Origin of the sequence: Paenibacillus phytorum (assembly GCF_013141715.1) — a bacterium.
Lineage (GTDB): Bacteria > Bacillota > Bacilli > Paenibacillales > NBRC-103111 > Paenibacillus_E > Paenibacillus_E phytorum.
The window spans coordinates 110005-131896 of the sequence record NZ_WHOA01000125.1; the positions used below are offsets into that span (position 1 = coordinate 110005).

Annotated in this window: 18 protein-coding genes and 1 other annotated feature; of the genes, 3 read left to right on the forward strand and 15 right to left on the reverse strand. The window is 45.9% G+C overall.

All coding sequences use genetic code 11. The features are described from left to right. Positions 1–18: 18 nt before the first annotated feature. The 5 genes from GC098_RS18750 to GC098_RS18770 all read right to left on the reverse strand — a co-directional run bounded on the left by GC098_RS18750 (position 19) and on the right by GC098_RS18770 (position 3363). Positions 19–1053 carry a rod shape-determining protein gene (locus tag GC098_RS18750; protein ID WP_056836326.1) on the reverse strand — a complete coding sequence of 345 codons (1035 nt, stop codon included), beginning with the start codon at positions 1051–1053 and terminating at the stop codon, positions 19–21. 36 nt (positions 1054–1089) lie between these two features. Next, positions 1090–1779, reverse strand: coding sequence for a RadC family protein (gene radC, locus GC098_RS18755; protein WP_171644785.1), 690 nt, complete (start codon positions 1777–1779; stop codon positions 1090–1092). Positions 1780–1890: 111 nt separating this feature from the next. Next, positions 1891–2340 carry an RrF2 family transcriptional regulator gene (locus tag GC098_RS18760; RefSeq protein ID WP_057306156.1) on the reverse strand — a complete coding sequence of 150 codons (450 nt, stop codon included), beginning with the start codon at positions 2338–2340 and terminating at the stop codon, positions 1891–1893. A 120-nt stretch (positions 2341–2460) separates the two neighbouring features. Continuing rightward, positions 2461–3063 (reverse strand): Maf family protein, encoded by a 603-nt coding sequence (locus GC098_RS18765; protein WP_171644787.1) that lies wholly within the window; start codon positions 3061–3063, stop codon positions 2461–2463. A gap of 57 nt (positions 3064–3120) precedes the next feature. Further along, entirely contained in the window at positions 3121–3363 is a 243-nt protein-coding gene (locus GC098_RS18770; RefSeq protein WP_047675969.1) for a DUF4321 domain-containing protein, read from the reverse strand. Between the two features lie 146 nt (positions 3364–3509). On the opposite strand from GC098_RS18770, the gene GC098_RS18775 reads away from it, so the two are divergent. Then, positions 3510–4754, forward strand: coding sequence for an N-acetylmuramoyl-L-alanine amidase (locus GC098_RS18775; RefSeq protein WP_171644788.1), 1245 nt, complete (start codon positions 3510–3512; stop codon positions 4752–4754). Positions 4755–4803: 49 nt separating this feature from the next. Here the strand turns inward: GC098_RS18775 and GC098_RS18780 are convergent, their stop codons facing one another. The 6 genes from GC098_RS18780 to GC098_RS18805 form a co-directional block, all read right to left on the reverse strand. Next, positions 4804–6153: an SPOR domain-containing protein gene (locus GC098_RS18780; protein WP_171644789.1), complete on the reverse strand. Its 1350-nt coding sequence runs from the start codon at positions 6151–6153 to the stop codon at positions 4804–4806. A 160-nt stretch (positions 6154–6313) separates the two neighbouring features. Next, on the reverse strand, positions 6314–7702 hold the full coding sequence (murC, locus tag GC098_RS18785) for a UDP-N-acetylmuramate--L-alanine ligase (RefSeq protein ID WP_171644877.1): 1389 nt from the start codon (positions 7700–7702) through the stop codon (positions 6314–6316). Between the two features lie 7 nt (positions 7703–7709). After that, positions 7710–9095, reverse strand: a complete 1386-nt coding sequence (locus tag GC098_RS18790; RefSeq protein ID WP_171644878.1) for a bifunctional folylpolyglutamate synthase/dihydrofolate synthase — start codon at positions 9093–9095, stop codon at positions 7710–7712. Between the two features lie 61 nt (positions 9096–9156). Then, positions 9157–11826 carry a valine--tRNA ligase gene (locus tag GC098_RS18795; RefSeq protein ID WP_171644790.1) on the reverse strand — a complete coding sequence of 890 codons (2670 nt, stop codon included), beginning with the start codon at positions 11824–11826 and terminating at the stop codon, positions 9157–9159. Positions 11827–11925: 99 nt separating this feature from the next. Further along, positions 11926–12178 (reverse strand) — a binding site (T-box leader). Between the two features lie 177 nt (positions 12179–12355). Further along, a complete protein-coding gene (locus GC098_RS18800) occupies positions 12356–13375 on the reverse strand; it encodes a LysM peptidoglycan-binding domain-containing protein (RefSeq protein ID WP_171644791.1) in 1020 nt (339 codons plus the stop codon). A gap of 117 nt (positions 13376–13492) precedes the next feature. Continuing rightward, entirely contained in the window at positions 13493–14380 is an 888-nt protein-coding gene (locus tag GC098_RS18805; protein WP_171644792.1) for an RluA family pseudouridine synthase, read from the reverse strand. A 282-nt stretch (positions 14381–14662) separates the two neighbouring features. Here GC098_RS18805 and GC098_RS18810 point away from each other — a divergent pair, with 282 nt between their 5' ends. Further along, the gene (locus GC098_RS18810; RefSeq protein ID WP_171644793.1) at positions 14663–16156 is read left to right on the forward strand and encodes a phosphodiester glycosidase family protein; all 1494 of its coding nucleotides are present in this window, start codon (positions 14663–14665) and stop codon (positions 16154–16156) included. A gap of 64 nt (positions 16157–16220) precedes the next feature. Here GC098_RS18810 and hemL read toward each other — a convergent pair whose 3' ends face one another. Continuing rightward, the gene (hemL, locus tag GC098_RS18815) at positions 16221–17519 is read right to left on the reverse strand and encodes a glutamate-1-semialdehyde 2,1-aminomutase (protein ID WP_171644794.1); all 1299 of its coding nucleotides are present in this window, start codon (positions 17517–17519) and stop codon (positions 16221–16223) included. Positions 17520–17589: 70 nt separating this feature from the next. Between hemL and GC098_RS18820 the strand changes: the two genes are divergently transcribed. Beyond that, on the forward strand, positions 17590–18249 hold the full coding sequence (locus GC098_RS18820) for a Crp/Fnr family transcriptional regulator (protein WP_171644795.1): 660 nt from the start codon (positions 17590–17592) through the stop codon (positions 18247–18249). Here GC098_RS18820 and hemG read toward each other — a convergent pair. From hemG to hemE, 3 genes are read right to left on the reverse strand one after another with little or no spacing between them, the layout of a single operon-like run. Beyond that, positions 18246–19712: a protoporphyrinogen oxidase gene (hemG, locus tag GC098_RS18825; protein ID WP_171644796.1), complete on the reverse strand. Its 1467-nt coding sequence runs from the start codon at positions 19710–19712 to the stop codon at positions 18246–18248. The two genes, GC098_RS18820 and hemG, sit on opposite strands and share 4 nt — an antisense overlap. Further along, positions 19709–20656 (reverse strand): ferrochelatase, encoded by a 948-nt coding sequence (gene hemH / locus GC098_RS18830; protein WP_171644797.1) that lies wholly within the window; start codon positions 20654–20656, stop codon positions 19709–19711. Before hemH ends, hemG begins: the two co-directional genes overlap by 4 nt. Position 20657: 1 nt before the next feature. Beyond that, positions 20658–21722 (reverse strand): uroporphyrinogen decarboxylase, encoded by a 1065-nt coding sequence (gene hemE, locus GC098_RS18835; protein ID WP_171644798.1) that lies wholly within the window; start codon positions 21720–21722, stop codon positions 20658–20660. Between the last annotated feature and the right edge of the window lie 170 nt (positions 21723–21892).

A 21892-nucleotide genomic window follows, 5' to 3' on the forward strand; every position in this document is an offset into this window, starting at 1 on the left:
AGCACCTTCTAACGAATATTAACGCTTATATCTCGAACTGGATCCTGATCTGTTCTTGAACAAATGGATATTTTCCAAAGCGCGACCCGTTCCAATCGCCACACAATCTAGCGGATTCTCAGCGACGAGTACGGGCATTCCGGTTTCTCTGGCAAGCAAGCGGTCAAGATTACGCAGTAAGCCGCCGCCACCCGTCAGCACAATTCCCCGATCCATAATATCCGCTGATAATTCAGGCGGACACTTCTCGAGAGTAACCTTCACAGCTTCAACGATCGCATTCACCGTGTCCGTCAACGATTCCGTAATTTCATCGGAAGAAACGCTTAACGTTTTCGGTAATCCGGAAACAAGGTCACGTCCTCTTATTTCGAGGGACTCAGGCTTGTCCATAGGAAGTGCCGACCCGATTTCCAGCTTAAGCGTCTCGGATGTACGTTCCCCGATCATCAAATTATACGTACGTTTAATGTATTGAGTGATAGCTTCGTCCATTTCATCGCCTGCAATTCGGATGGAACGGCTCGTTACAATCCCCCCAAGAGAGATGACAGCAACCTCCGTTGTTCCCCCTCCAATGTCGACAACCATGCTACCAGTTGGTTCCCACACCGGAAGATCGGCACCTATCGCTGCTGCGAAAGGTTCTTCAATCGTGTAAGCTTCGCGCGCTCCAGCCTGCTTCGTTGCATCTTCAACAGCACGCTTCTCAACAGCTGTGATGCCTGAAGGCACACAAACCATAACATTCGGGTGACGCGGGAACAACCAACGCTGCTTCTGTGCTTGTCTCAAGAAATAGCGAATCATCGTCGCGGTTGTCTCAAAATCAGCAATAACGCCATCCTTCATCGGACGAATTGCACGGATGTTGCCTGGTGTACGACCGATCATTTTTTTAGCGGCGTCTCCGACAGCCTCGATTGTTTTTGTATCAGTACGTAGAGCAACCACGGACGGCTCCCTAACGACAATTCCTCTGCCTTTTACATAAACCAGTGTATTCGCTGTACCTAAATCAATTCCTAAATCTTTCGTAAAACCACCGAACATGGCAGTTGCTCCTTTCCTATTGCGATATCTATTATATTACATAAACCCTTGTTCCTTCAAACTTATGAATCTCTGATCACCAATGATAACATGATCAAGCACTTCAATACCAATTATAGTTCCTGCCTCCATAAGACGATGTGTGAGCTGAATATCCTCCGGACTTGGAGTTGGATCACCACTAGGATGATTGTGTACACAGATGATCGAAGCACTGCTGCGTTTGATTGCCGCGCGAAACACTTCACGAGGATGAACAATGGACGCATTCAGGCTGCCCATCGATAATGTTTCCTGCGCAAGCAAATGGTTCTTTGTATTGAGAAATAAGCAAACGAAATGTTCTTTCTGCAAATAGCGAAGATCTTCACTCACTAAATCTGCGATATCCTTGGGTGAACGAATCGTAACTCGCTCCTCAAATGTACTCTTAGCTAGTCTGCGTCCAAGCTCAATCCCGGCTTGAATTTGCAAAGCCTTCGCATCACCGATTCCCTTGATTTGGGTAAGCTGATCTTTGCTCATGTCAACAAGGCTGCGCAGTCCGCCGCTTTCACTTAATATGCGACCCGCTAAACGCAGCGCTGACTCCGACACAGTCCCTGTTCGAAGTAAAATAGCCAGCAGTTCTGCGTGACTTAATGCACCTGCTCCGTATTGGAGCATTCGCTCTCTAGGTCTTTCCTCCTGCGGTACTTCTCGTAACATCAAACTTGTGACTTCCATGAATTCCCCTCTTTCATTGTGTAGGTTGTGTTACTTAAACGCATCCCATTCATACGGATAAGTGCTCATAAAAACAAAATAAAGCCCGCGGATTTGTAGATCCGAGGGCTTCTAGGACAATTGCTCTTTATTCGATTGTGGACATTCGAACGCTCTGATTTGTTCCAGCATACTGCCGATGGTATGTCCATCAAAGTATATTTCCATCTGCTTCTCTGCGTCAATGAAAACCTTCCCCATCAATAGATCCATTTTGGACGATATGACGCAGGTCTTATTCTCATCACCAGAGCACCAGCTCGGTTTCAAGGAACCTTGACAAGTTAATCGGTAAATTTCGCCGAGTGTCACCTCGTTCGGGTTGCAGCTAAGTATGAATCCGCCACCGATTCCTTCTTTAGTCGAAACGTAACCTGCTTTTCGTAGAAAGCCCATAACTTTACGTATACGAGCAGAATGGGTAGATACATTCACAGCAATTTCTTCGCTGGTTGCCATATGATCCGGTAAATGAGCCAGAAATACGAGACTGTGGACGGCTATTGTAAATTCGCTGTTCATGGCAAATACCTCCCTGAAGAATGCGAAGTCATGTCGCTTACTGTCATTGTAACCGTTACAGATTACACAGTCAATGTATGAGTCCTCTTTTGGACATATATTCCAACCTGGATCGGATGATTATAGAACTTGAATTTCAAAGTTTACCAGTAAGTCACTGAGCAGAGAAAGCGGCAATCCAACAACGGTAAAGTAATCACCTTCAATAGATTCCACGATCGTTGCCCCGATCCCTTGAATCGCATAAGAACCGGCTTTATCCTTAGGTTCTCCTGTGGCGATATAACGTAGAATTTGTGCGTCAGACATGGACTTCATCTTCACATGTGTCACACGATGAGAGACTACCTGCTTACCTGTAGCCGCGTCCACACAAGCAACTCCGCTGTAAACCTGATGCGTACTGCCTTGCAGTGCTTTAAGCATCCGGAAAGAATCCTGTTCATCCACCGGTTTACCTAGAACCTCATCTTGATAGACAACAACGGTGTCAGAACCGATGATGATTCCTTCTTTTTCACTGGCTTCAAGCATTTCCAAAACAGTTGAGGCTTTACGCACAGAGAGCACTTCTACGAGCTCAGCAGGCGATATTTTTTCTTCGACGGTCTCATCTGCGTCACTCACTCGAATGATATAGGGTAAACCAAGTGATTGAATAAGTTCCTGCCTCCGAGGCGAAGACGAAGCAAGAATAAGTCTTTGTTTAGGGGAATTACTCAAAAGAAACAACTCCTAGCTGATTGTAATATTTAATATGGCCTTCCAAATACAATCCAGTTACACCTTACGATACAGGAGGTAAGCCCCCACTAGTCCAAGAATACTGCACAAGTTTAGTTTCACCAAAAGATGGAACTCATATTTCACGACTTGTAAATCGGCTTTGGGCTCCCATGATATTTGCGCCGATTTGGTCAAAAATGCGAGAGCAGGCACTGCAGCCAGCAGCTGGCCTATGATAATCCCGGTAATTAAACCGACGATTAAAAATACGATCAATGTGAAGGTACCTTTTTTCATTCCTGTCATCCTCTCTTTATGTACAAGCCCTATTATACGGGTAGACTCTTCTTTTTTCCAAGTAAAAATATGATAGGATGGTGATTCTTACCAGCTTACAACGTAAGCCTATCCTAGTAAGATAGTTAGCGGAGGTATTTCAACTTATGACTCTACTTAAAAGACTTATCCTTTTATCCTTATTACTTACATTTGCATTTCCTTATCAAGCATTCGCTTACAAAGTTGTCCTCGATGCCGGACATGGTGGAAGTGATCCTGGAGCAACGGGTGTAAACGGTCTTCGTGAAAAAGATGTCAATTGGGACATCACCCAGAAGGTACGGGACGAGCTAATCGCAAAAGGTTACGAAGTTGTCTTAACAAGAACAGATGACTCCTATTGGTCACTCGCACAGCGCGTCGAATTTACAAATACTCTACAAGCGGATTTATTCGTATCTATCCACGCCAATGCGCATCCGGACGGCAAAACGAAAGGAACCATGGTTCTTTACTACGACAATGATTATCCGCAAGAGGATTATCCAGCAAGTGAAGCAATGAAACAATTAACTCCGTACAGCAAAGACCTCGCACAGCGTGTTTTGGATTCACTAGTCACTGCTGCCGGCACCAAAAACCTAGGTCTCGTTCCAAGTGCTGTTTATGTAGCCAGAATGGGAACAATTCCGAGTATTCTAGTAGAAACCGCTTTTCTCAGCCAAACAAGTGACGCAGCTTTGCTTGCAAGCGATTCGGCCCGGTCTAAAATGGCTGCGGGCATTGCAAATGGTATTGCCGCTTATACGCCGCCCCTCTTTACAGATTCACTTGGTCATTGGGCCAGAGAAGCGATTATTCGGATGAAAAATAAAGGGATCATTGAAGGTATTGCTAATCGGTATGAACCGGAACGTGCTTTAACAAGAGCAGAATTTCTCACATTAATGGACCGGGTATTTACGTTCAGCAAGTTGAAGGCCGTCTGTGAGCCGAGCAATACCGTGACATCCATCGTTTACGGCTGCCAAGCTACCGCTGAGCAAAGTTACAAAGATTTGCCGTCTTCCCATTGGGCAAGCCCTGTATTTGCCAAAGCCAAAAACTTAAACCTCCTGCAAGGCTACTCCGATGGAACGATTAGACCCGATCAGTCGATTACGAGAGGCGAAGTCGCTTTTCTCTTCGATCGTCTTTTACAAATGTCGTCTTCCACAACGAATAACCTGCCTTCTGCAGCATCATCGGCATCTTTCAACGATGTACCTGAGACATTATGGAGTGCTAAGGCCATTTATGCATTAAAAAATAAGGGTATCATTGATGGTATAACGGATACCGCATTTAAACCAAGTCAAACCATTACGCGTGCAGAGATTGCTGCCATGCTCAATCGCTACTACAAATAAAAAGCAGTGTGTCCAAACTCCTTAGAGTTTTGGGCACACTGCTTTTTCATTAGGATACGCTTATTTTCTTAAGCAGCTCTCTCTGAGCAATAATGTACTGCATCATGGACGATTGAGCTTGCCATAGCATAGCCGTGGAAGGACTCTTCTTGTACTCTTCCATCGATTGAACCGCACTATTGATCGATGTGGTCATTTTTTGCACGAATGGCTTCGTATCATCACCTAACCCCTCGCCTAGCGAGGTCGACAATGTCGTAAGCAGCTGATGGGAAGAACGAATCGATTGCAGCGACGTTTCAGCAAGCGGGGTTGGCTTCGTCTCAGCCAAATGAACAAGCGCTAATCCATTTATCGTATTCACTAGTTTATCACCTTCGGCAATGAAGGTTGGAACCGACTCCGGCTTCGAGCCGCTCCAACGAATGCCTGTGGCCGCTGGGATATCCACATTTTTCATATAAACCTCAATGGATTTATCTGTTGTTTGCAGTTGTTCTCTTAATGCGAGAGCGTCATCTCGGTTTTTGGCAAATCCAACGAATATGGTCAGCTTATCTGTCGTGTCAAGCGCAGTGGCTAACCCTTTCTTCTTCAGAGTATCTTGGATAGCTTGAGCTGCCTGTAAGGTACTAAACACACCATTTTGAAGGAATGTATACGATTTCGCAAGAATTTGAACCGCTGTGACAGCCGATGCAGCAGCCGGAATAGCACCCGCTTGATCTGTAGTCGTTTTAGTTGCTCCAGTTGGCGCTTTCGATGGGGCTGCTGCTTGTACATTAGGTGAAGCAACAGTTATCGTATTTTTAATCGATGCCGTATCTTTGGTATCACGGTCGCTTGAAAACATGGAGAGAACAAAGAAACCAAACGCAATCCCCGTTACCACCGCTCCTGCCACTGATGTTGCAATTCGTATCCAAGGTGTACCCGTTGATTTCGCGTATCTGGCACCTGTCCCCGGTTCCTTATAGGGTTCCTTAGACGTCCAGGACGACCACTCATCGCGATGTCTGTCAGAAGTAGGCTCATCTCTCTCTGTTGACGGATTTCTAACAGCTGGATTCTCACGGGCTGCCTGTGACTCACGAATGATGCGTTCCACTCGCTCACCTTCCGTTTCGATCTGACTATTCCAGCTTCCAAAGTCTGTTGTAAACGTATTTAAAGCATGAGGTTCAAATAAATGTTCGACTTGCTCCCTCTCCGCTTGATGATAAGGAGTAACCTCATCCGACGTATGACGGTCAATCGTAGAATCTATAACCTTAAATTCTTCCTGATAGAGTGGTATCACTTTCTCCTCTTGATCGGGTACTCGCGATGCTCTACGGGTTGATTCCGACTTTTCTTGTGGATCGAAACGATAGGTGATTCTTGCTTTATTCTTGTTCATCTCTTAATCACTCCTCGTAAAATTTATTTGGAAACGGGCATAGTGCCGCGTCGTCTTGTCCAAATCTTCTGTTACTAGATTATGATTGAGAGAGCCCTATTATGTTTCTTTCAGCAAAAAAAGACCGCCTCCAGCCATTTGGCTTGCAGCGATCTTTCTTCTAACTAGTCGGTTCGTACTTTTTACGCAGCGATTTCGCTAAACCTTCAGCTGCTTTCCAGATGTCGCCCGCTCCCATAGTTAACACCAAGTCACCTGGCTGCACATACTGAATCAAATAAGTGAGTACCTCATCCCGAGTTGCAATATGCTGAACATTCGGGTTGCTGTTACTGCGAATCAAATCAACCAGTTTGGCTGAATCTATTCCCTCAATTCGCTGCTCGCCGGCAGGTGAGTAAATATCGGTGATAATAACCTCATCAGCTTCATCGAATGAGCGGCTGAATTGTTCAAATAAATAATAGGTTCGCGTATAACGTTGCGGTTGGAATACAGCTATGATGCGTTTCCCTGTTGCTTTTGCTGCGGAAATGGTTGCTTGAATCTCCGTAGGATGATGCGCGTAGTCATCAATGACCAACATATTCGCAACTTCTCCCAGCACTTGGAACCTACGCTTTGCACCGCGGAATTCCTGAATAGCTTCTGCAATTTTCTCGAAAGCGAGCCCTGCTTCCAGACAGGTGATAAGCGTCGCTAGTGCATTATATACGTTGTGTTTACCTGGTACGGACAAGCTGACCTGACCAAGTTCCGCCCCTTTGAACTGTACAGTAAACGTAACCTTACGGTCGCCTAACGTAATATCGCTTGCGACATAATCAGCCTCAGTATCTATACCATACGTAATAACTTCGCTTTGAATATGCGGAATCATTTCACGTAAGAACGCATCATCATGACAAACAATAGCTCTCCCTCCAGGTCTAACTTGACTGAGGAATTGCTTGTAGGCTTTCTTCAAATTCTCGAAATCACCATTGTAATTCTCCAAGTGATCCGCTTCGATATTGTTCACAAGTGCGAGGGTTGGGTGATATTGAAGGAAGGTTCCATCACTCTCGTCCGCTTCTGCCACGACGAATTCGCCCTTGCCAGCTTTGGCATTACTGCCAACATTCATGATCTCGCCGCCGATGATATAGGTCGGATCTATTCCACAAATCTCCATGACTAAAGCAATCATTGATGATGTTGTTGTTTTGCCGTGGGCTCCAGCTACGGCGATGCCTTTGCGTTCATTCATGAGCCGAGCAAGCATTTGTGAGCGATGAATAATCGGAATGTTCAATTGTTCCGCAGCTTGCATTTCTACATTGTCCTTGGCCAAAGCGGTTGAATACACAACCAAATCGGCTCCTGACACATTCCTAGCTTCATGTCCGATGAAAACTTGAGCACCCTTCGCTTTCAGCTTTTCTGTAAGCTCTTGCTGTGCCAGATCGGAACCAGATATCCGGTATCCCATTTCCAGCATGACTTTGGCAATGGCACTCATGCCGTATCCGCCGATGCCTATAAAGTGTACGTGTTCTGCTTGACTCACGCCGTTCTCACCATCCTTTTTCAGAATCGGTTTGATAGGTAATCCAAGAACGAACATCAGAGATTAAATACAGCGTGCCGGATACGACCGCCAGATCATCCTGCTCAGTTCTACTTGTTAGAGTTTCTAAGGCTCGCTTCCAATCTCGCTCGACAATGATATCTACCTCACGGTTCATCTCGCTCAGAAGCTCTCTTGCAATCTCAGCGAGCATAGAAGCGTCGCCTTTTTTATGAAAATCGGGTTCCGTAATTATAAGAGTATCCACCAATGGTAGTATATGCCTTAGGTAGCCTGTATGATTCTTCGTCTTGAGCATTCCTACCATCATATGAAGCTTATGATAAGTATATACACTTTGAAGCGCGGCAGCCAGCGTTGCGGCCCCTTCTGGGTTGTGAGCGCCATCGAGTAATATACGAGGCTCTCTCGAAACCATCTCAAGCCTGCCCGGCCAACGTGTCTCCTTGAGCCCTTTGAACAGATCTTCATCATCTACGATGCAGGCATAATATTGACGAAGAACTTCAAGCGTCATTACGGCCACTGCTGCGTTCTTCAATTGGTGCTCTCCGTTTAACGTAATTGGCACACCATTAATATTTCGAAACGGCCCGCTAAAATCAAAAGTTTGGCTATCTAGCTCACTTGTCACATTCGTGAAATTGAATTGTCCACCAAGTGAGTAGAGTGTTGCTTTCTTGGCCTTAGCTGTTTGATCAATCACACTCCAAACCTCATGAGGCTCAACAGCGGTAATGACGGGTACGCCCGCTTTAATAATACCCGCTTTGTCTGCTGCTACTAATTCGAGTGTATCCCCCAAGATTTCCATATGGTCATGGCCTACATTTGTGATGATGGTTACGACGGGATTCACAATATTCGTGCTATCCAGCCTTCCCCCGAGACCTGTTTCCCATACTACGTAATCGGGATATGCCACTTTGCCAAAATGCATAATCGCAAGCGCAGTCGAAATTTCAAACATTGTCGGAGGTCCAACCTCAGTCTCCGCAATTTCGTCAACGATTGGCTTCATTTCATTCACCAGTCTGAGCAGCACGTCGTCCGGAATGTCGGCTCCGTTCACTTGGATACGATTCGTATACTTCTCCAAATATGGAGACGTAAATGTACCAACGTCATATCCGCAAGCCTGCAAAACAGAAGATAGATACGCACATGTTGAGCCCTTGCCGTTCGTTCCAGCCACATGAATGAACTTCAGCCTACGTTCGGGGTGACCTAGTTTCTCCATTAGCATCTGCATTCGTTGAAGTCCCGGTTTCATACCGAGCTTCTCCATTCGGCCGACAATCCATGCAATAGCTTCTTGCGCTGTCTGGAATTCAGCCGAAGGGGTTTCTTTGATTTTATCCATCGATCTCATCCTCATTTACTATATGAATCAGCTTGTTTTCGTAACTAGGCAAGCGTTTGATTTGCTACAATTATCCTTTTAACTCCGCCAATCGCGCAATCACTTTGTCTCGCTTATCGGCATAATCAGCAAGTTTTGCCTTTTCTTCCTCGATGACCTTGGCTGGCGCCTTGGCCACAAAGCCTTCATTGCCCAGTTTTTTCTCGATTCGCTCTACTTCACCATGCAAAGATTGTAATTCTTTATCCAAGCGCGTAAGCTCTTGCGCAATGTCGATAAGACCAGCCAGCGGCAAGAAAAGCTCAGCTCCTGTAATGATAGCGGTCATGGCTTTCTCAGGAGCTGCCATTTCTGCGTCGATTTGGAGCAGGGATGTGTTACAGAAACGCTTCAGGTATTCCTCATTGCTGCGGAGAATACTCAGCGTATCGCTGCTAGCCGGCTTTACAAGCAGTTCAACTTTCTTACTCATAGGCACATTCACTTCGGCCCGAATATTACGAACGGAACGAATAACATCCATCAAGAGTTCCATCTCACGAACAGCATCAGGCGATTCGAAAGCCTCATTCTCTACTGGCCAAGATGCAAGCGTAATCGTCTCACCCACATGCGGCAGATGCTGCCAAATCTCTTCCGAGATGAAAGGCATGAACGGATGAATTAAACGCTGTGTATGATCAAGAACGTAAGCAAGCACGGACTGCGTTTTACTCTTAGCAGTTGCATCTGCCCCATATAAGCTTAATTTACTAAACTCAATGTACCAATCACAGAGATCATCCCAGATGAAATTATACAGCAAGCGGCCAGTTTCGCCGAATTCATAACTGTCTATTAGACGCGTCACGTCACGAACGGTTTCATTCAGGCGGTGCAGAATCCAGCGGTCTGCCGTACCCAGTTGACCCGTTAGATCAATATCTGCTGCGTTTACACCTTCGAGATTCATTAAAGCAAAGCGAGATGCATTCCAGATCTTATTGGCAAAATTCCGCGCTTGCTCCACACGTTCGAGGCGGAAACGCAGATCTTGCCCCGGTGTGCTGCTTGTCGAAATCATATAGCGCATAGCATCAGCGCCGTAATTCTCGATAACTTCTAGCGGATCGACACCATTGCCAAGGGATTTTGACATTTTGCGACCTTCGGAATCCCGTACAAGACCGTGCATCAAAACATCTTTAAACGGAATTTGCTGCGTAAATTCCAGCCCCGTAAAGATCATGCGAGATACCCAGAAATAAATGATATCATAGCCCGTTACAAGCACATTCGTCGGGTAGAAACGCTTCAAATCCTCTGTTTCATTAGGCCAGCCCAATGTTGAAAAAGGCCACAATGCCGAGCTGAACCATGTATCAAGTACGTCATTGTCTTGATTCAAATTCGTGCTTTGGCAATGAGAACAAGCCGTAGCGTCCTCACGTGTTACCGTGATTTGACCACAATCTGCACAGTGCCATGCTGGAATCCTATGTCCCCACCACAATTGACGAGAAATACACCAGTCACGAACATTTTCAATCCAGTTCAAGTACGTTTTCTCGAAGCGATCTGGTACGAAATTAACGCCATTGCCTGATTTTTGCGTATCAATCGCTTTCTCAGCAAGCGGCTGCATTTTCACGAACCATTGTGTTGACAAATAAGGCTCGATAACCGCACCACTGCGTTCACTGTGACCCACTTGATGGACATGCTCTTCAATTTTAATAAGAACACCTTGCTCCTTCAAATCCGCCACGATTTGCTTGCGGCAATCAAAGCGATCTTGCCCTTGATACGGCCCCGCATTCGCGTTCATCGTACCCGTTTCATCCATAACAAGAATTTGCGGCAGGTCGTGGCGCTTCCCGACTTCGAAGTCGTTCGGGTCATGCGCAGGTGTAATTTTAACAGCGCCGCTTCCGAACTCTTTTTCAACATACTCATCCGCAATGATTGGAATCTCGCGATTCACGATCGGGAGAAGCAGCGTTTTGCCGATGAGATGCTGATAGCGCTCATCCTTCGGATGAACAGCAACCGCTGTATCGCCAAGCATCGTCTCAGGACGTGTTGTGGCAACAACGATTGAACCTGTTCCATCCGCCGTTTTGTATTCTAAGTGATAGAGGGCGCCTTGCACCTCTTTGTATTCTACTTCAATGTCAGATAGCGCTGTACGAGCCGCTGGATCCCAGTTAATAATATAATTCCCGCGATAGATGAGGCCTTTCTCATAAAGACTTACGAATACTTCACGAACGGCTTGTGATAAGCCCTCATCCAATGTGAACCGCTCACGCGAATAGTCCAGCGAGAAGCCCATTTTGGCCCATTGCTCACGAATTGTATTCGCGTATAGCTCCTTCCACTCCCACACCTTCTCCAAGAACTTCTCGCGTCCAAGATCATAGCGTGATTGCCCTTGCTCACGGAGCTTTTGCTCTACCCTAGTTTGGGTAGCAATACCTGCGTGGTCAGATCCAGGCAGCCAAAGTGCGTCATAACCCTGCATCCGTTTGGTACGAATTAAAATATCCTGCAGTGTAAAATCAAGCGCATGCCCGATATGCAGCATACCTGTTACGTTCGGAGGTGGAATCACAATAGTGTAGGTTTCTGCATCAGGACGAGTGCCCGCTTTGAAAAATTCATTTTTAATCCAGTAATCATACCACTTGCGCTCAGCTTCTTTAGGATCGTACGTAGTAGGCATTTGCAATTGTTCTTTGGTCTCATTAGCTTCGGTCATAGGATTACCTCCATTACTATTATCTCTGTTAAACAGGCTTATAAGGCCTGTAAGTCATCTCACATCGGCGTCCATTCAAACAAAAAAAGCCCTCCGCCCGCAAAGGACGAAAGGCTTGCTTCCGTGGTACCACCTTCATTCCGCGCAGCTTCAAAAGAAGCGCGTGGCTCTCAAACAGATAACGGCTGCGGCCGGCGAATGCTAATGCTGCTCACCGCATAAACGGGCGCATACAATCACACTCACAACTCCAGGGCGACTTCGTTCGGTTGCTTCCTATGGAACCTTTCAGCGCTACCAGTTCCACTCTCTGAAGGGCTTACCGCCTACTACTCCCTATCAACGTTTCCAATATTACTCAAAATGGTTTACATCATATGATATCGAACATTTGAAATAGAGTCAATATATCATTCCAGTATTACCTTTAATGCATAAATTATGCTTGCTTCCGAAAGATGTTACGAAAATGAATAAGAGCCCCCAGCCGCTATAAGCAGCCAAAGGCTCTTGCCTATGTATCTGTTATTTATCTAGGCAGATAAATAACCTGCCCAACGGAAATTTCTTGATCACTCATACGATTCAGGAGTTGAAGCTCACGCGGGTTGAGCTGATATCGTTTGGCAATCGATTCCAACGTATCTTCTTTTTGAACAATGCAAAGTTTTAGTTTCCTAAACTCTTGCGTCCCTGTGTTGCTTTGAAGAAAGAGTCGCTTCCACTCCACAGCATCTATTCGCGTCTCTTCCGCAAGCGCAGCTTGCGCTTCTGCTTCTGCATTCCTCTTATCGGTAAGATACGAGCCCGCCTTAGAAAGAAGCGATTTAATACCGTACGGGTTGATGTCCACAGCCTCATTCGCCTTTTTGCCAAAGGCGACTTTGAGTTCTTTCTTGTCTTCCGAAACCACCGTGCTTTCTTGATGGGGTGTCACCTTTATTTCGGTTTGTTCAAACTCCACGACAACTGCACCATCGTCAGAACCAACCTCATCTTGAATGGGAGCCACAAAAGGAAGAGCATCAGCAAAAGGCGCTACAACGGGTTCTCGTATGGTTGGAACTGCCGGAGGTTCCTGTATGGGTTGTGGCTGATAGGGCACAGGCGGCTCGAATTTTGGGATGTTAACCTCATGAACGAAAGTAACTTCCTCTTCTTCCCGCCAGCTCTCCAGCGGAGCCGACACAATCTCGACGCCTTGCAGGGAAAGAACACCTGTAACGTTCAGACTTCGCGCTGATAAAAGATCAATATCAAAATTTTCAATCTCGACCTGAATATCTTCCACACGATGAATACGATTTAAAGGTAATGTGATCTCGACTGGAATCAAATGCTCTAGTGATCTGGGTGTATCCCTTTCTTCACTGAAATAATTACCCGTGAGCAGCAAGTTTCCTTTCAGGATTGCCTGATCATCCAAAGTAATTACCTGAATATGAGGAAGCAATTCTACATCATTTAATTCTTGTATCCCCGCCAAATCTTCTTGCAAATGAACTCGTTCATAGATATCGAATCTTAAACCTGGTTGTTGTTCAGACACCGAATTAATCCTCCCTTCCATCAAATCCAGATGCTGGACAGCATTCGGATTGTTTGGCCATTTACTTGTTTGTCTCTAAAAGTATATGGGTGGGAAGGGCTAGGCATGACTACATTTTTACAGGGCTGCAACTTCCTCTAGTAAAAGTTTGAAATCTTGCGGCAGAGGAGCATGTACGATGACCTGCTTTTGAGTAACAGGATGATCGAACAAAAGCTTCTCTCCGTGCAGGGCTTGTCGATGAAACAATCGCGATGAACCCCCATAAAGGGAATCCCCTACTAATGGGTGGCCTAAGTGACTGAGATGGACCCTAATTTGATGGGTTCTCCCTGTTTCTAGCGTAAGTTCCACGAAAGCTGCTTTCTTCATTTGCTGTAAAACCCGATAATGTGTTACCGCTTGATCACCGCTAGGTGAAACTCTTCGCTTGCCTGAGATATAGCGATCTTTCCCAATAGGTTCATCTATCGATCCTTGTTTTGTTCGGAATATTCCTTCAGCTAGTGCCACATAGCGTCTATCAATCCGTTTATCACGCATTGCCTCATCAAGAAGCACATGCGCCCACTCATTTTTGGCATAAAGTACTGCGCCGGTCGTATCTTGATCTAAACGATGGATATGCCGAATCCCACAAGCCTGGCCAGTCGATTCAAAATAGAAGGCTACCGCAGAAGCCAACGTACCGCTTTGCCCTACCTCTGCTGGATGAACAGACATGCCAGCCGGTTTATTAACAACAAGGCAAAAGTCATCCTCATACAAAATACCAAGAGCATAAGGCTCAGGTCTGAAAGCAGCCTTCTCTTCTGGAAATGCATGAAGTCGAATTTTGTCATCCTGAATTCGAATAAGACCTTGAGAGGCTAGTCGAAGAAAGTACTTTCTAGGAACTGGCAGTATAGCTGCTAATTCTTCTATTGCCCCTGGTTTAAGAGGCTTCCATAATGGATTTGGAACAGGGAGCTCCAACCATTCACCACTGCGCTTCCACTCTGTCATTTAAGTGTTCCTTTACGAAAAGATAAATAGATTACGAGCAAAATAACTAGAAACACAAAAACAACGGCCATTAGATCTATTGGAAAATCAAAAAAGTAATATCGTTTCATAGATTTGATTACTCCTTAAGAAAATAGTGATTATGTACACTTTATTTTAACAATTACCAATAACAATTGCATGCAAAAATATGATAATATAAGTCTTGTATTGTTTTTTTTCGACATTACTTATCAAAATATCTAATACCAAATAGAATAATAGAGCAGGAGAGGAACAACCGTGGGTAGTTCAATATTAGAGCATTTTCGTAGTTATAGTTGGCTGAAACGCACTTTTCTCGTTATAGCTGTTTGTACTTTTCTGAGTTCAAGCTTCTTATTTCTAACCCCACCTGGGGCATATATTCGCGAGTATTTGGCTAAAACGGTTATTACGACGCAGCATCGTGACTGGGCTTGGATTTTCGTTGGCGCTGAGCGTAGAGATCAGATGGTTCTCGAAATGCAAAATTTGACCGAAATCAACTCTGTTGAAAAACAAGATTTGCGGGCGGTTCAATTCAATAAAAATCGTTCTACGGAAAGTCTTGTGAAAGTCGAAGATATTTCTGGTCAGTTTTGGAAGGGCAAGAAAATGTTTGTCTATGACCCACGAACGATTCGTGTCGTTGTCCCCGCAAAGCAAGGTGAAGGGGAAAGAATTACCTCCATGGTAGAGCGTACTGGAGCTGTCGCCGGCGTAAACGGCGGAGGTTTCAACGATCCAGACGGACTTGGAAACGGATTTGCGCCAATTGGTGCTATTATGTCCGGCGGAGAAATTCTTTATACAGACCAAGAAGGCAGCGTTCCTCAACACATCGTTGGATTCACAAAAGAAGGCACGCTCATTATCGGCAAGTATACGATTGACGAGCTGCTTAAACTTGGTGTCACTGACGCCGTATCCTTCTATCCGCGTGTTATTGCTAACGGAAAACCGCTCATTACTAGCGGAGACGGAGGCTGGGGACGCGCACCTCGTACAGCTGTGGGACAAAAAGCCGACGGAACGGTTATCTTCATTGTGATCGACGGCCGTCAAACGCACAGTGTAGGCGCGACCCTCAAAGAAGTACAGGATATGTTTCTCGCAGATGGCGTCATTAATGCTGGCTTCTTAGATGGCGGAGCTTCCTCCGAGATGGTATACAATGATGAGTTGATTACGAAGCCCTCAAGTCGTTATGGGGAGCGTCGCTTACCTTCTGCTTTCCTAGTTTTTGACCATCCTGACCAAGTAAAGGTGAAGAATGTTTGGGAAGGACTTAAAACAATCGATCCAGGTGGTGCTTATGACCACCCTGAATTCTTGAAAGAACAAGCGAATAAAAAAGCGAACCCGCCTAAAGCAACAGCTACACCGAAATCAACAACGTCAACCAAGCCTGAAACCAGCAGTGAAGCAGGTAAGAATGGCACATCTAATCCTCCTTCAGGATCAGATAATGGTGCTGTCAAACCAAGTCCGACAGTGAAGCCTGAAACTTCACCTACACCTTCTACGAAGCCAAGTCCTTCTCCAAGTCCTTCTCCGAGTACAGGCTCTGGAACAGGTACAGGCAATGGTGGTAATACCGGCACAGGCTCAGGAAGCTCCTCACCAGGAGCTTCCACATCATCAAAGCCGAGCCCGACGCCTACACCGAGTACAAGCCCTAACCAAGGGCAAACAAACACTGGGAATCCTGCATTGCCATCTCCAACAATTGCTCCAACCATAAAAACAAACTAAAATCTTTTACATAAGTAAGCAAAAGACCTGGCCACATTGGCCAGGTCTTTGCATGTTCAGAAACTTATAATCGCTTCAACGCTTCACGATGAGCATTGATGGTAGCAGCGATATCTTCATCGGAATGAACCGTAGATACAAACATCCCTTCGAATTGCGAAGGTGCAACCGAAACTCCCAAATCGAGCATATGGCCGAAATAAGCATTAAACTTAGCTAGATCAGACGTTTTGGCTGTATCGTAATTCGTGACAGCCTGCTCAGTGAAGAATGGACATATCATGGATCCTACTCGGTTAATAGTGCTTGCTACGCCAATTTCAGCTGCATTCCTAGCAAATCCAGCTTCCAGCTTCGCGGACTTGCGTTCCAGTTCCTCATAGACATTGGGCTCGCCCAATAAGGATAACGTTGCGAAGCCTGCTGCCATCGCAAGCGGATTGCCGGATAAGGTTCCCGCCTGATAGATTGGACCTGCAGGAGCAATCTGCTCCATGATGTCCAGTCGGCCTCCATAGGCGCCAACAGGAAGTCCTCCGCCAATGACCTTACCTAGACATGTTAAATCAGGTGTGACGCCGTACAAGCCCTGAGCGCAGTGTTTATGCACGCGAAAGCCAGTCATCACCTCATCGAAGATTAGCAAGGAGCCATATTGCTGTGTAATGGAACGTAATCCTTGTAAAAACCCTTCTGCTGGAGGCACAACTCCCATATTCCCAGCAATCGGCTCAACGATGATAGCAGCGATTTCTTCCCCAAACTTTTCAAAGACTAATTTAACGGATGTTAAATCATTGTAAGGCACGGTGAGCGTATTCGAAGCCACGCTATTCGGGACCCCTGGACTGTCTGGAAGGCCAAGTGTGGCTACACCGGAGCCAGCTTTGATCAGCAATGCATCTGCGTGACCATGATAGCTTCCTTCGAATTTCATAATCTTGTCGCGCTTCGTAAACCCGCGGGCTAACCGTAGGGCGCTCATCGTCGCTTCAGTCCCTGAATTCACCATGCGAACCATATCAATGGACGGAACCCGTTCAATAACCAACTTCGCCATTTCCGTTTCTAGAAGCGTCGGAGCACCGAAGCTCGTCCCTTTTTCGGCAGTACTTTTAATGGCTTCCAGCACGACAGGGTGAGCATGTCCTACAATTAACGGTCCCCAAGATCCTACATAATCGATAAAGGTATTGCCGTCAATATCCGTTACGCGAGAACCTGAGCCTTTCTCCATGAACAAAGGTGTTAAACCAACCGACTTGAAGGCGCGAACAGGACTGTTCACTCCACCAGGAATGATCTTCTTAGCTTCTTGAAAGGCGGCCGAAGAGCGCGTGTCGATTCTACTCGAATTTTCCATAATTTCATACCCCCAGTAATCTATCTATGATAAAATGAGTTGACTTACTACATATAAAGGCGGTACCCATATGATCGATATCATCAAAAAAGTACCTTTATTCTCCCAATTGAATGAAGAACAATTCAAGGCTCTAGCTCAGATTTGTACAAGACGTTCCTTTACAAGGAGTACCGTCTTATTCTCCGAAAAAGAGGTCGGCTCCGTCTTTTATATGGTCCTCAGCGGCTCCGTCAAAATTTTCACAACAAGCAGCTCCGGCGAGGAAAAAATATTGTCCATCTGCAAATCAGGCGAAAGCTTTGGTGAACTTTCACTGATTGATGGCAAGCCGCGCTCTGCTTCGGCCCAAACTTTGGAAGACAGTGTGCTTCTCACATTGACAGGACATAGTTTCCTCGATCTGCTTCGCACTCATTTTGACATTACCCTCGGCATTATGCAAGAGCTCAGTAGTCGACTACGCGATACGAATCAACAAGTGTTCGACTTGACCTTCTTAGATGCGAGAACGCGTGTCATCAAAAGCTTGATCAAAATGGCCAATAAACATGGGTTGCGTAACGGAACGACGATTACGATTAAACTCGTGCTTAACTTTGATGAAATATCACAACTAGCCGGCGTACAAAAAGTGACGCTCATGCAAGTGATTCGTGATCTTGAAGAAAAGCAAATCTTGACCATTTCATCATCAGATTTCAAATTAGATCTGGCCAAGCTTCGTTAAATCGAACTGGCTGTTTCTACGGCTTCCTGAGACTGGTTTTGGATCAGATCCGCAAGCTGCCACGCTGCCTCTTTACCTTGCCTTATACAGTCAGGGAGGCCCACTCCATGAAACCCCGCACCTACGATTAGGACATGAGGCATAGCTGCAGCAAGCTCTTCACGGAACTGTGCAATTTGCTCCAGATGACCCACAGGATATTGCGGCATAGAATGCATCAGGCGAGTTACATCCGTAAAGAGCGGTTCCGCTTTTAGTCCTAATAATTCCCTCAGATCATGGCGAGCTTTGCTAACCAGTTGTTCATCCGACCACTCCGGCCACTCTTGCTCACCTGCACGACCGATATAACAGCGCAGAAGCACCTTCCCGTCTGGAGCTGTATGCAGCCATTTAGCAGATGTTAAGGTACACGCAGTAATCGTCCTACCCTCGGTTTTCGGCACTAGAAAGCCCGAGGCATCCAGTTCAAAAGGTATGTCTTTACGATCGAAAGCCATAATAACATTCGCCACGGAAATGTAATCAATCTTCTTAAGTTGATTTGCTGCAGGCAAATCTGCTAATATCTGAGCTGCCTGATAAGTAGGCGTAGTCAGGATAACGCCGTCAACCATTTCACTATGCCCATCCTCAAAGATAACCTCGGCTTGATGCTGCCCCATTTTCCGAATGGAAACAACCCCAACGCCATTTCGCAGATCCACCGTCTTCAAGGCCTCTTCTAAGCCCGAAACCAACGTCTGAAGCCCCTTCTTGAACGTCACAAAAACCGAGTTACGAACCGCAGAAGGTAAGTGAGCACTCTCTTCACTCACGTTTTTGCGGCTGGCCATCATCCCTAGAATTAAACTTCGATGCTTCTGCTCCATCGCTCGAAACTGTGGGAACGTTGCTTTCAAACTAAGCTTAAACGTATCACCTGCATAAATCCCCGCTAGAAGCGGTTCCACGATACGCTGAAGCACTTCTTTCCCTAAACGGCGTTCCAGAAAATGTCCAAGAGATTCATCCGCTGATAAATCACGCTTCGGCAGGATCAAATCAAGTGCAGCTCGCATTTTACCTAATGGGGAAATGAGACCCGTCTTCATGAACGGTGTCATTTGCGTTGGTATGCCGAGCACTAAGCCAGGTGGCATGCGGTGCAGCTTGCCTTGACGTACAATGTAGGTCTTTTTCGCCCCAGGATTCGTTCCTGTAAGCTCATGTTCAAGCCCGAGATCATAAGCCAGATCAATAATAGGACGCTTCCGTGCAAGGAAGGAATCCGGCCCTTTTTCAATAACGAAACCCTCTCGCTCTATGGTATGAATTTTCCCGCCAAATGTCGAGGACTTCTCCACCACAGAAATACGAAAAGGAGCTCCCGCTGACTCCAACCTTTTCTTTAAGTAAAAAGCTGCGCTAAGCCCCGTGATCCCCCCGCCAACAATCATGTAGTGCGGAATCCTAGTACTCATGATAAACGGGTGACCTCTTTCCATTTCTTGTAGACAACATCACTCAATGTTTCCAGGTACAGAGGGTCTGTATTTAGTGATTCTGTTCGTTCCAAATGCAGTCCAAGCTCTTTGGCAAGAGCCTGTGCTTCAATATCTATATCGTAGAGAACCTCAAGATGATCCGAAACAAAGCCGATCGGACATAGAAGTACATTCTTGACGCTTTCTTCTTGATTGATCTTCTGTAAAACATCCAAGATATCCGGACCGAGCCACGGCATCGCCGTTTGTCCTGCGCTTTGCCAACCGAACTGCCAATTCGTCAGACCTACACGTTCAGCAATGACTTTGGAAGTGGCAAGCAATTGATCTGGGTATGGGTCTTTCATTTCAAGTATTTTCTCAGGCAAGCTGTGCGCAGTAAAGATAACTCGTACATCATTTCGATTCACACCGGAGAATTTCTCCAAGGCTTTATCAACACGTGTGCTAAGCGCATCAAGCAGTTTAGGATGAAGATGGTAGTCAAGAACGAAATCAATCTTCAGACCAAGTGCCTCTGCCTTATCTTTCGCTCTTTTCACGTACCCGCCAACGCTCATAGTGGAGTAGTGAGGGGCTAGAACGACTCCCACAGCCTCAGTAATACCGTCCTTAACCATTTGCTCCACACCGTCTTCTACATAAGGCTGAGCATGCTTTAGACCCTGATAACAGACGAATTCAAGTTCTGGGTGTTCTTGACGAAGTGTATTCTCCAGGCCTTTAACTTGCTTGTTCGTATTTTCACGCAGCGGGAAGAACCCTCCTACAATTGCCTCATAACGAGCCGTTAATTCATGCAGTTGCTCAGGCGTTGGAGGATGCCCACGTCTAATATGTGTGTAATAAGCTTCAACTTGATCCAAACTTTCGGGAGTACCATAAGACATGACTAGAACACCAATACGCTGATTCGCCATACTAAACACCACTCTTTTCTGCTTGCTGCGTTAATACGGAATGTGAGTAAGTATGAATGAAAGTAGTCAAATCCTTTAACTTCTCAAGCGATGCTTCCGGGAATAAGCCATGGCCAAGGTTAAAGATATAACCTGGTTGCTGGATACCCTCGTCTATAATGGCTTTCGCCTGTTGCTCAATAACGCTCATCGGAGCTGTTAAAATATAGGGATCCAAGTTTCCTTGCACGGCAAAGCGCTCGCCAACTCGTGCGCGGCCTACAGAAATTGGAATCCGCCAATCTAGACCAATAACATCCGCTTGGATGTCTTTGAGATATGGAAGTAACTCCCCTGAACTTACGCCTGGGAAATAAATCTTCGGCTCCTTCAAGTCCGCAAGTTCTTTGAATATTCGCGTCATTGTCGGCAGCACATACATTTGGAAATCCGCAGGAGAAAGCGCGCCAACCCAGCTATCAAATACTTGAACAGCCTTGGCACCCGCTGCGATATGCGCTCGCAAGTACGTAATAACCATATCACCAAGCTTCTCCATTAAGGCAAACCAAACGGTTGGTTCGGAGTACATAAGCTGCTTCGTACGAATATAGCTTTTGGATGGTTTACCTTCAATCAAGTAGCTCGCAATCGTAAATGGCGCACCCGCAAATGAGATGAGGGGAACCTCAAGCTCCTTGTCTAAGATGCGGATCGTTTGAATAATATGCGATAAATCTTTCTCCACATCGATAGGACGCAGGCGCTCTACATCTTGCGCTGTCCGAACCGGCGTATGAATCACAGGACCCACATCTTTGACAATATCAAAATCGATCCCAAGTGAAGCAACGGGATTCATAATGTCCGAATATAAAATGGCCGCATCAACACCCAACTTTTTAATGGGCATCATGGTAACTTCCGCGGCTAGCTCTGGTTGCTGACAAATTTCGAGCAATGAGTACTTTTCTTTGATTTTGCGATAATCTGGATCGTAACGTCCAGCTTGGCGCATATACCAAACAGGCAGCGTATCTACCTGTTCTTTTCGGCATGCTTTAATAAAATTATCGTTGTAGGTCATGAGGCACCTTCCTCTGGGTTTCCATCTATTCTCATTCATTATGCCCTAATTATACCCCTGTCACAACTGAGGTAAGCTTATGTTTTGCGACAAAAGTATGACAAAAGAACCATCCGCCCTAAGACTACATGCTGATCGTTTCCTCCGGAAACTGCTCGCCCTTGCATCTT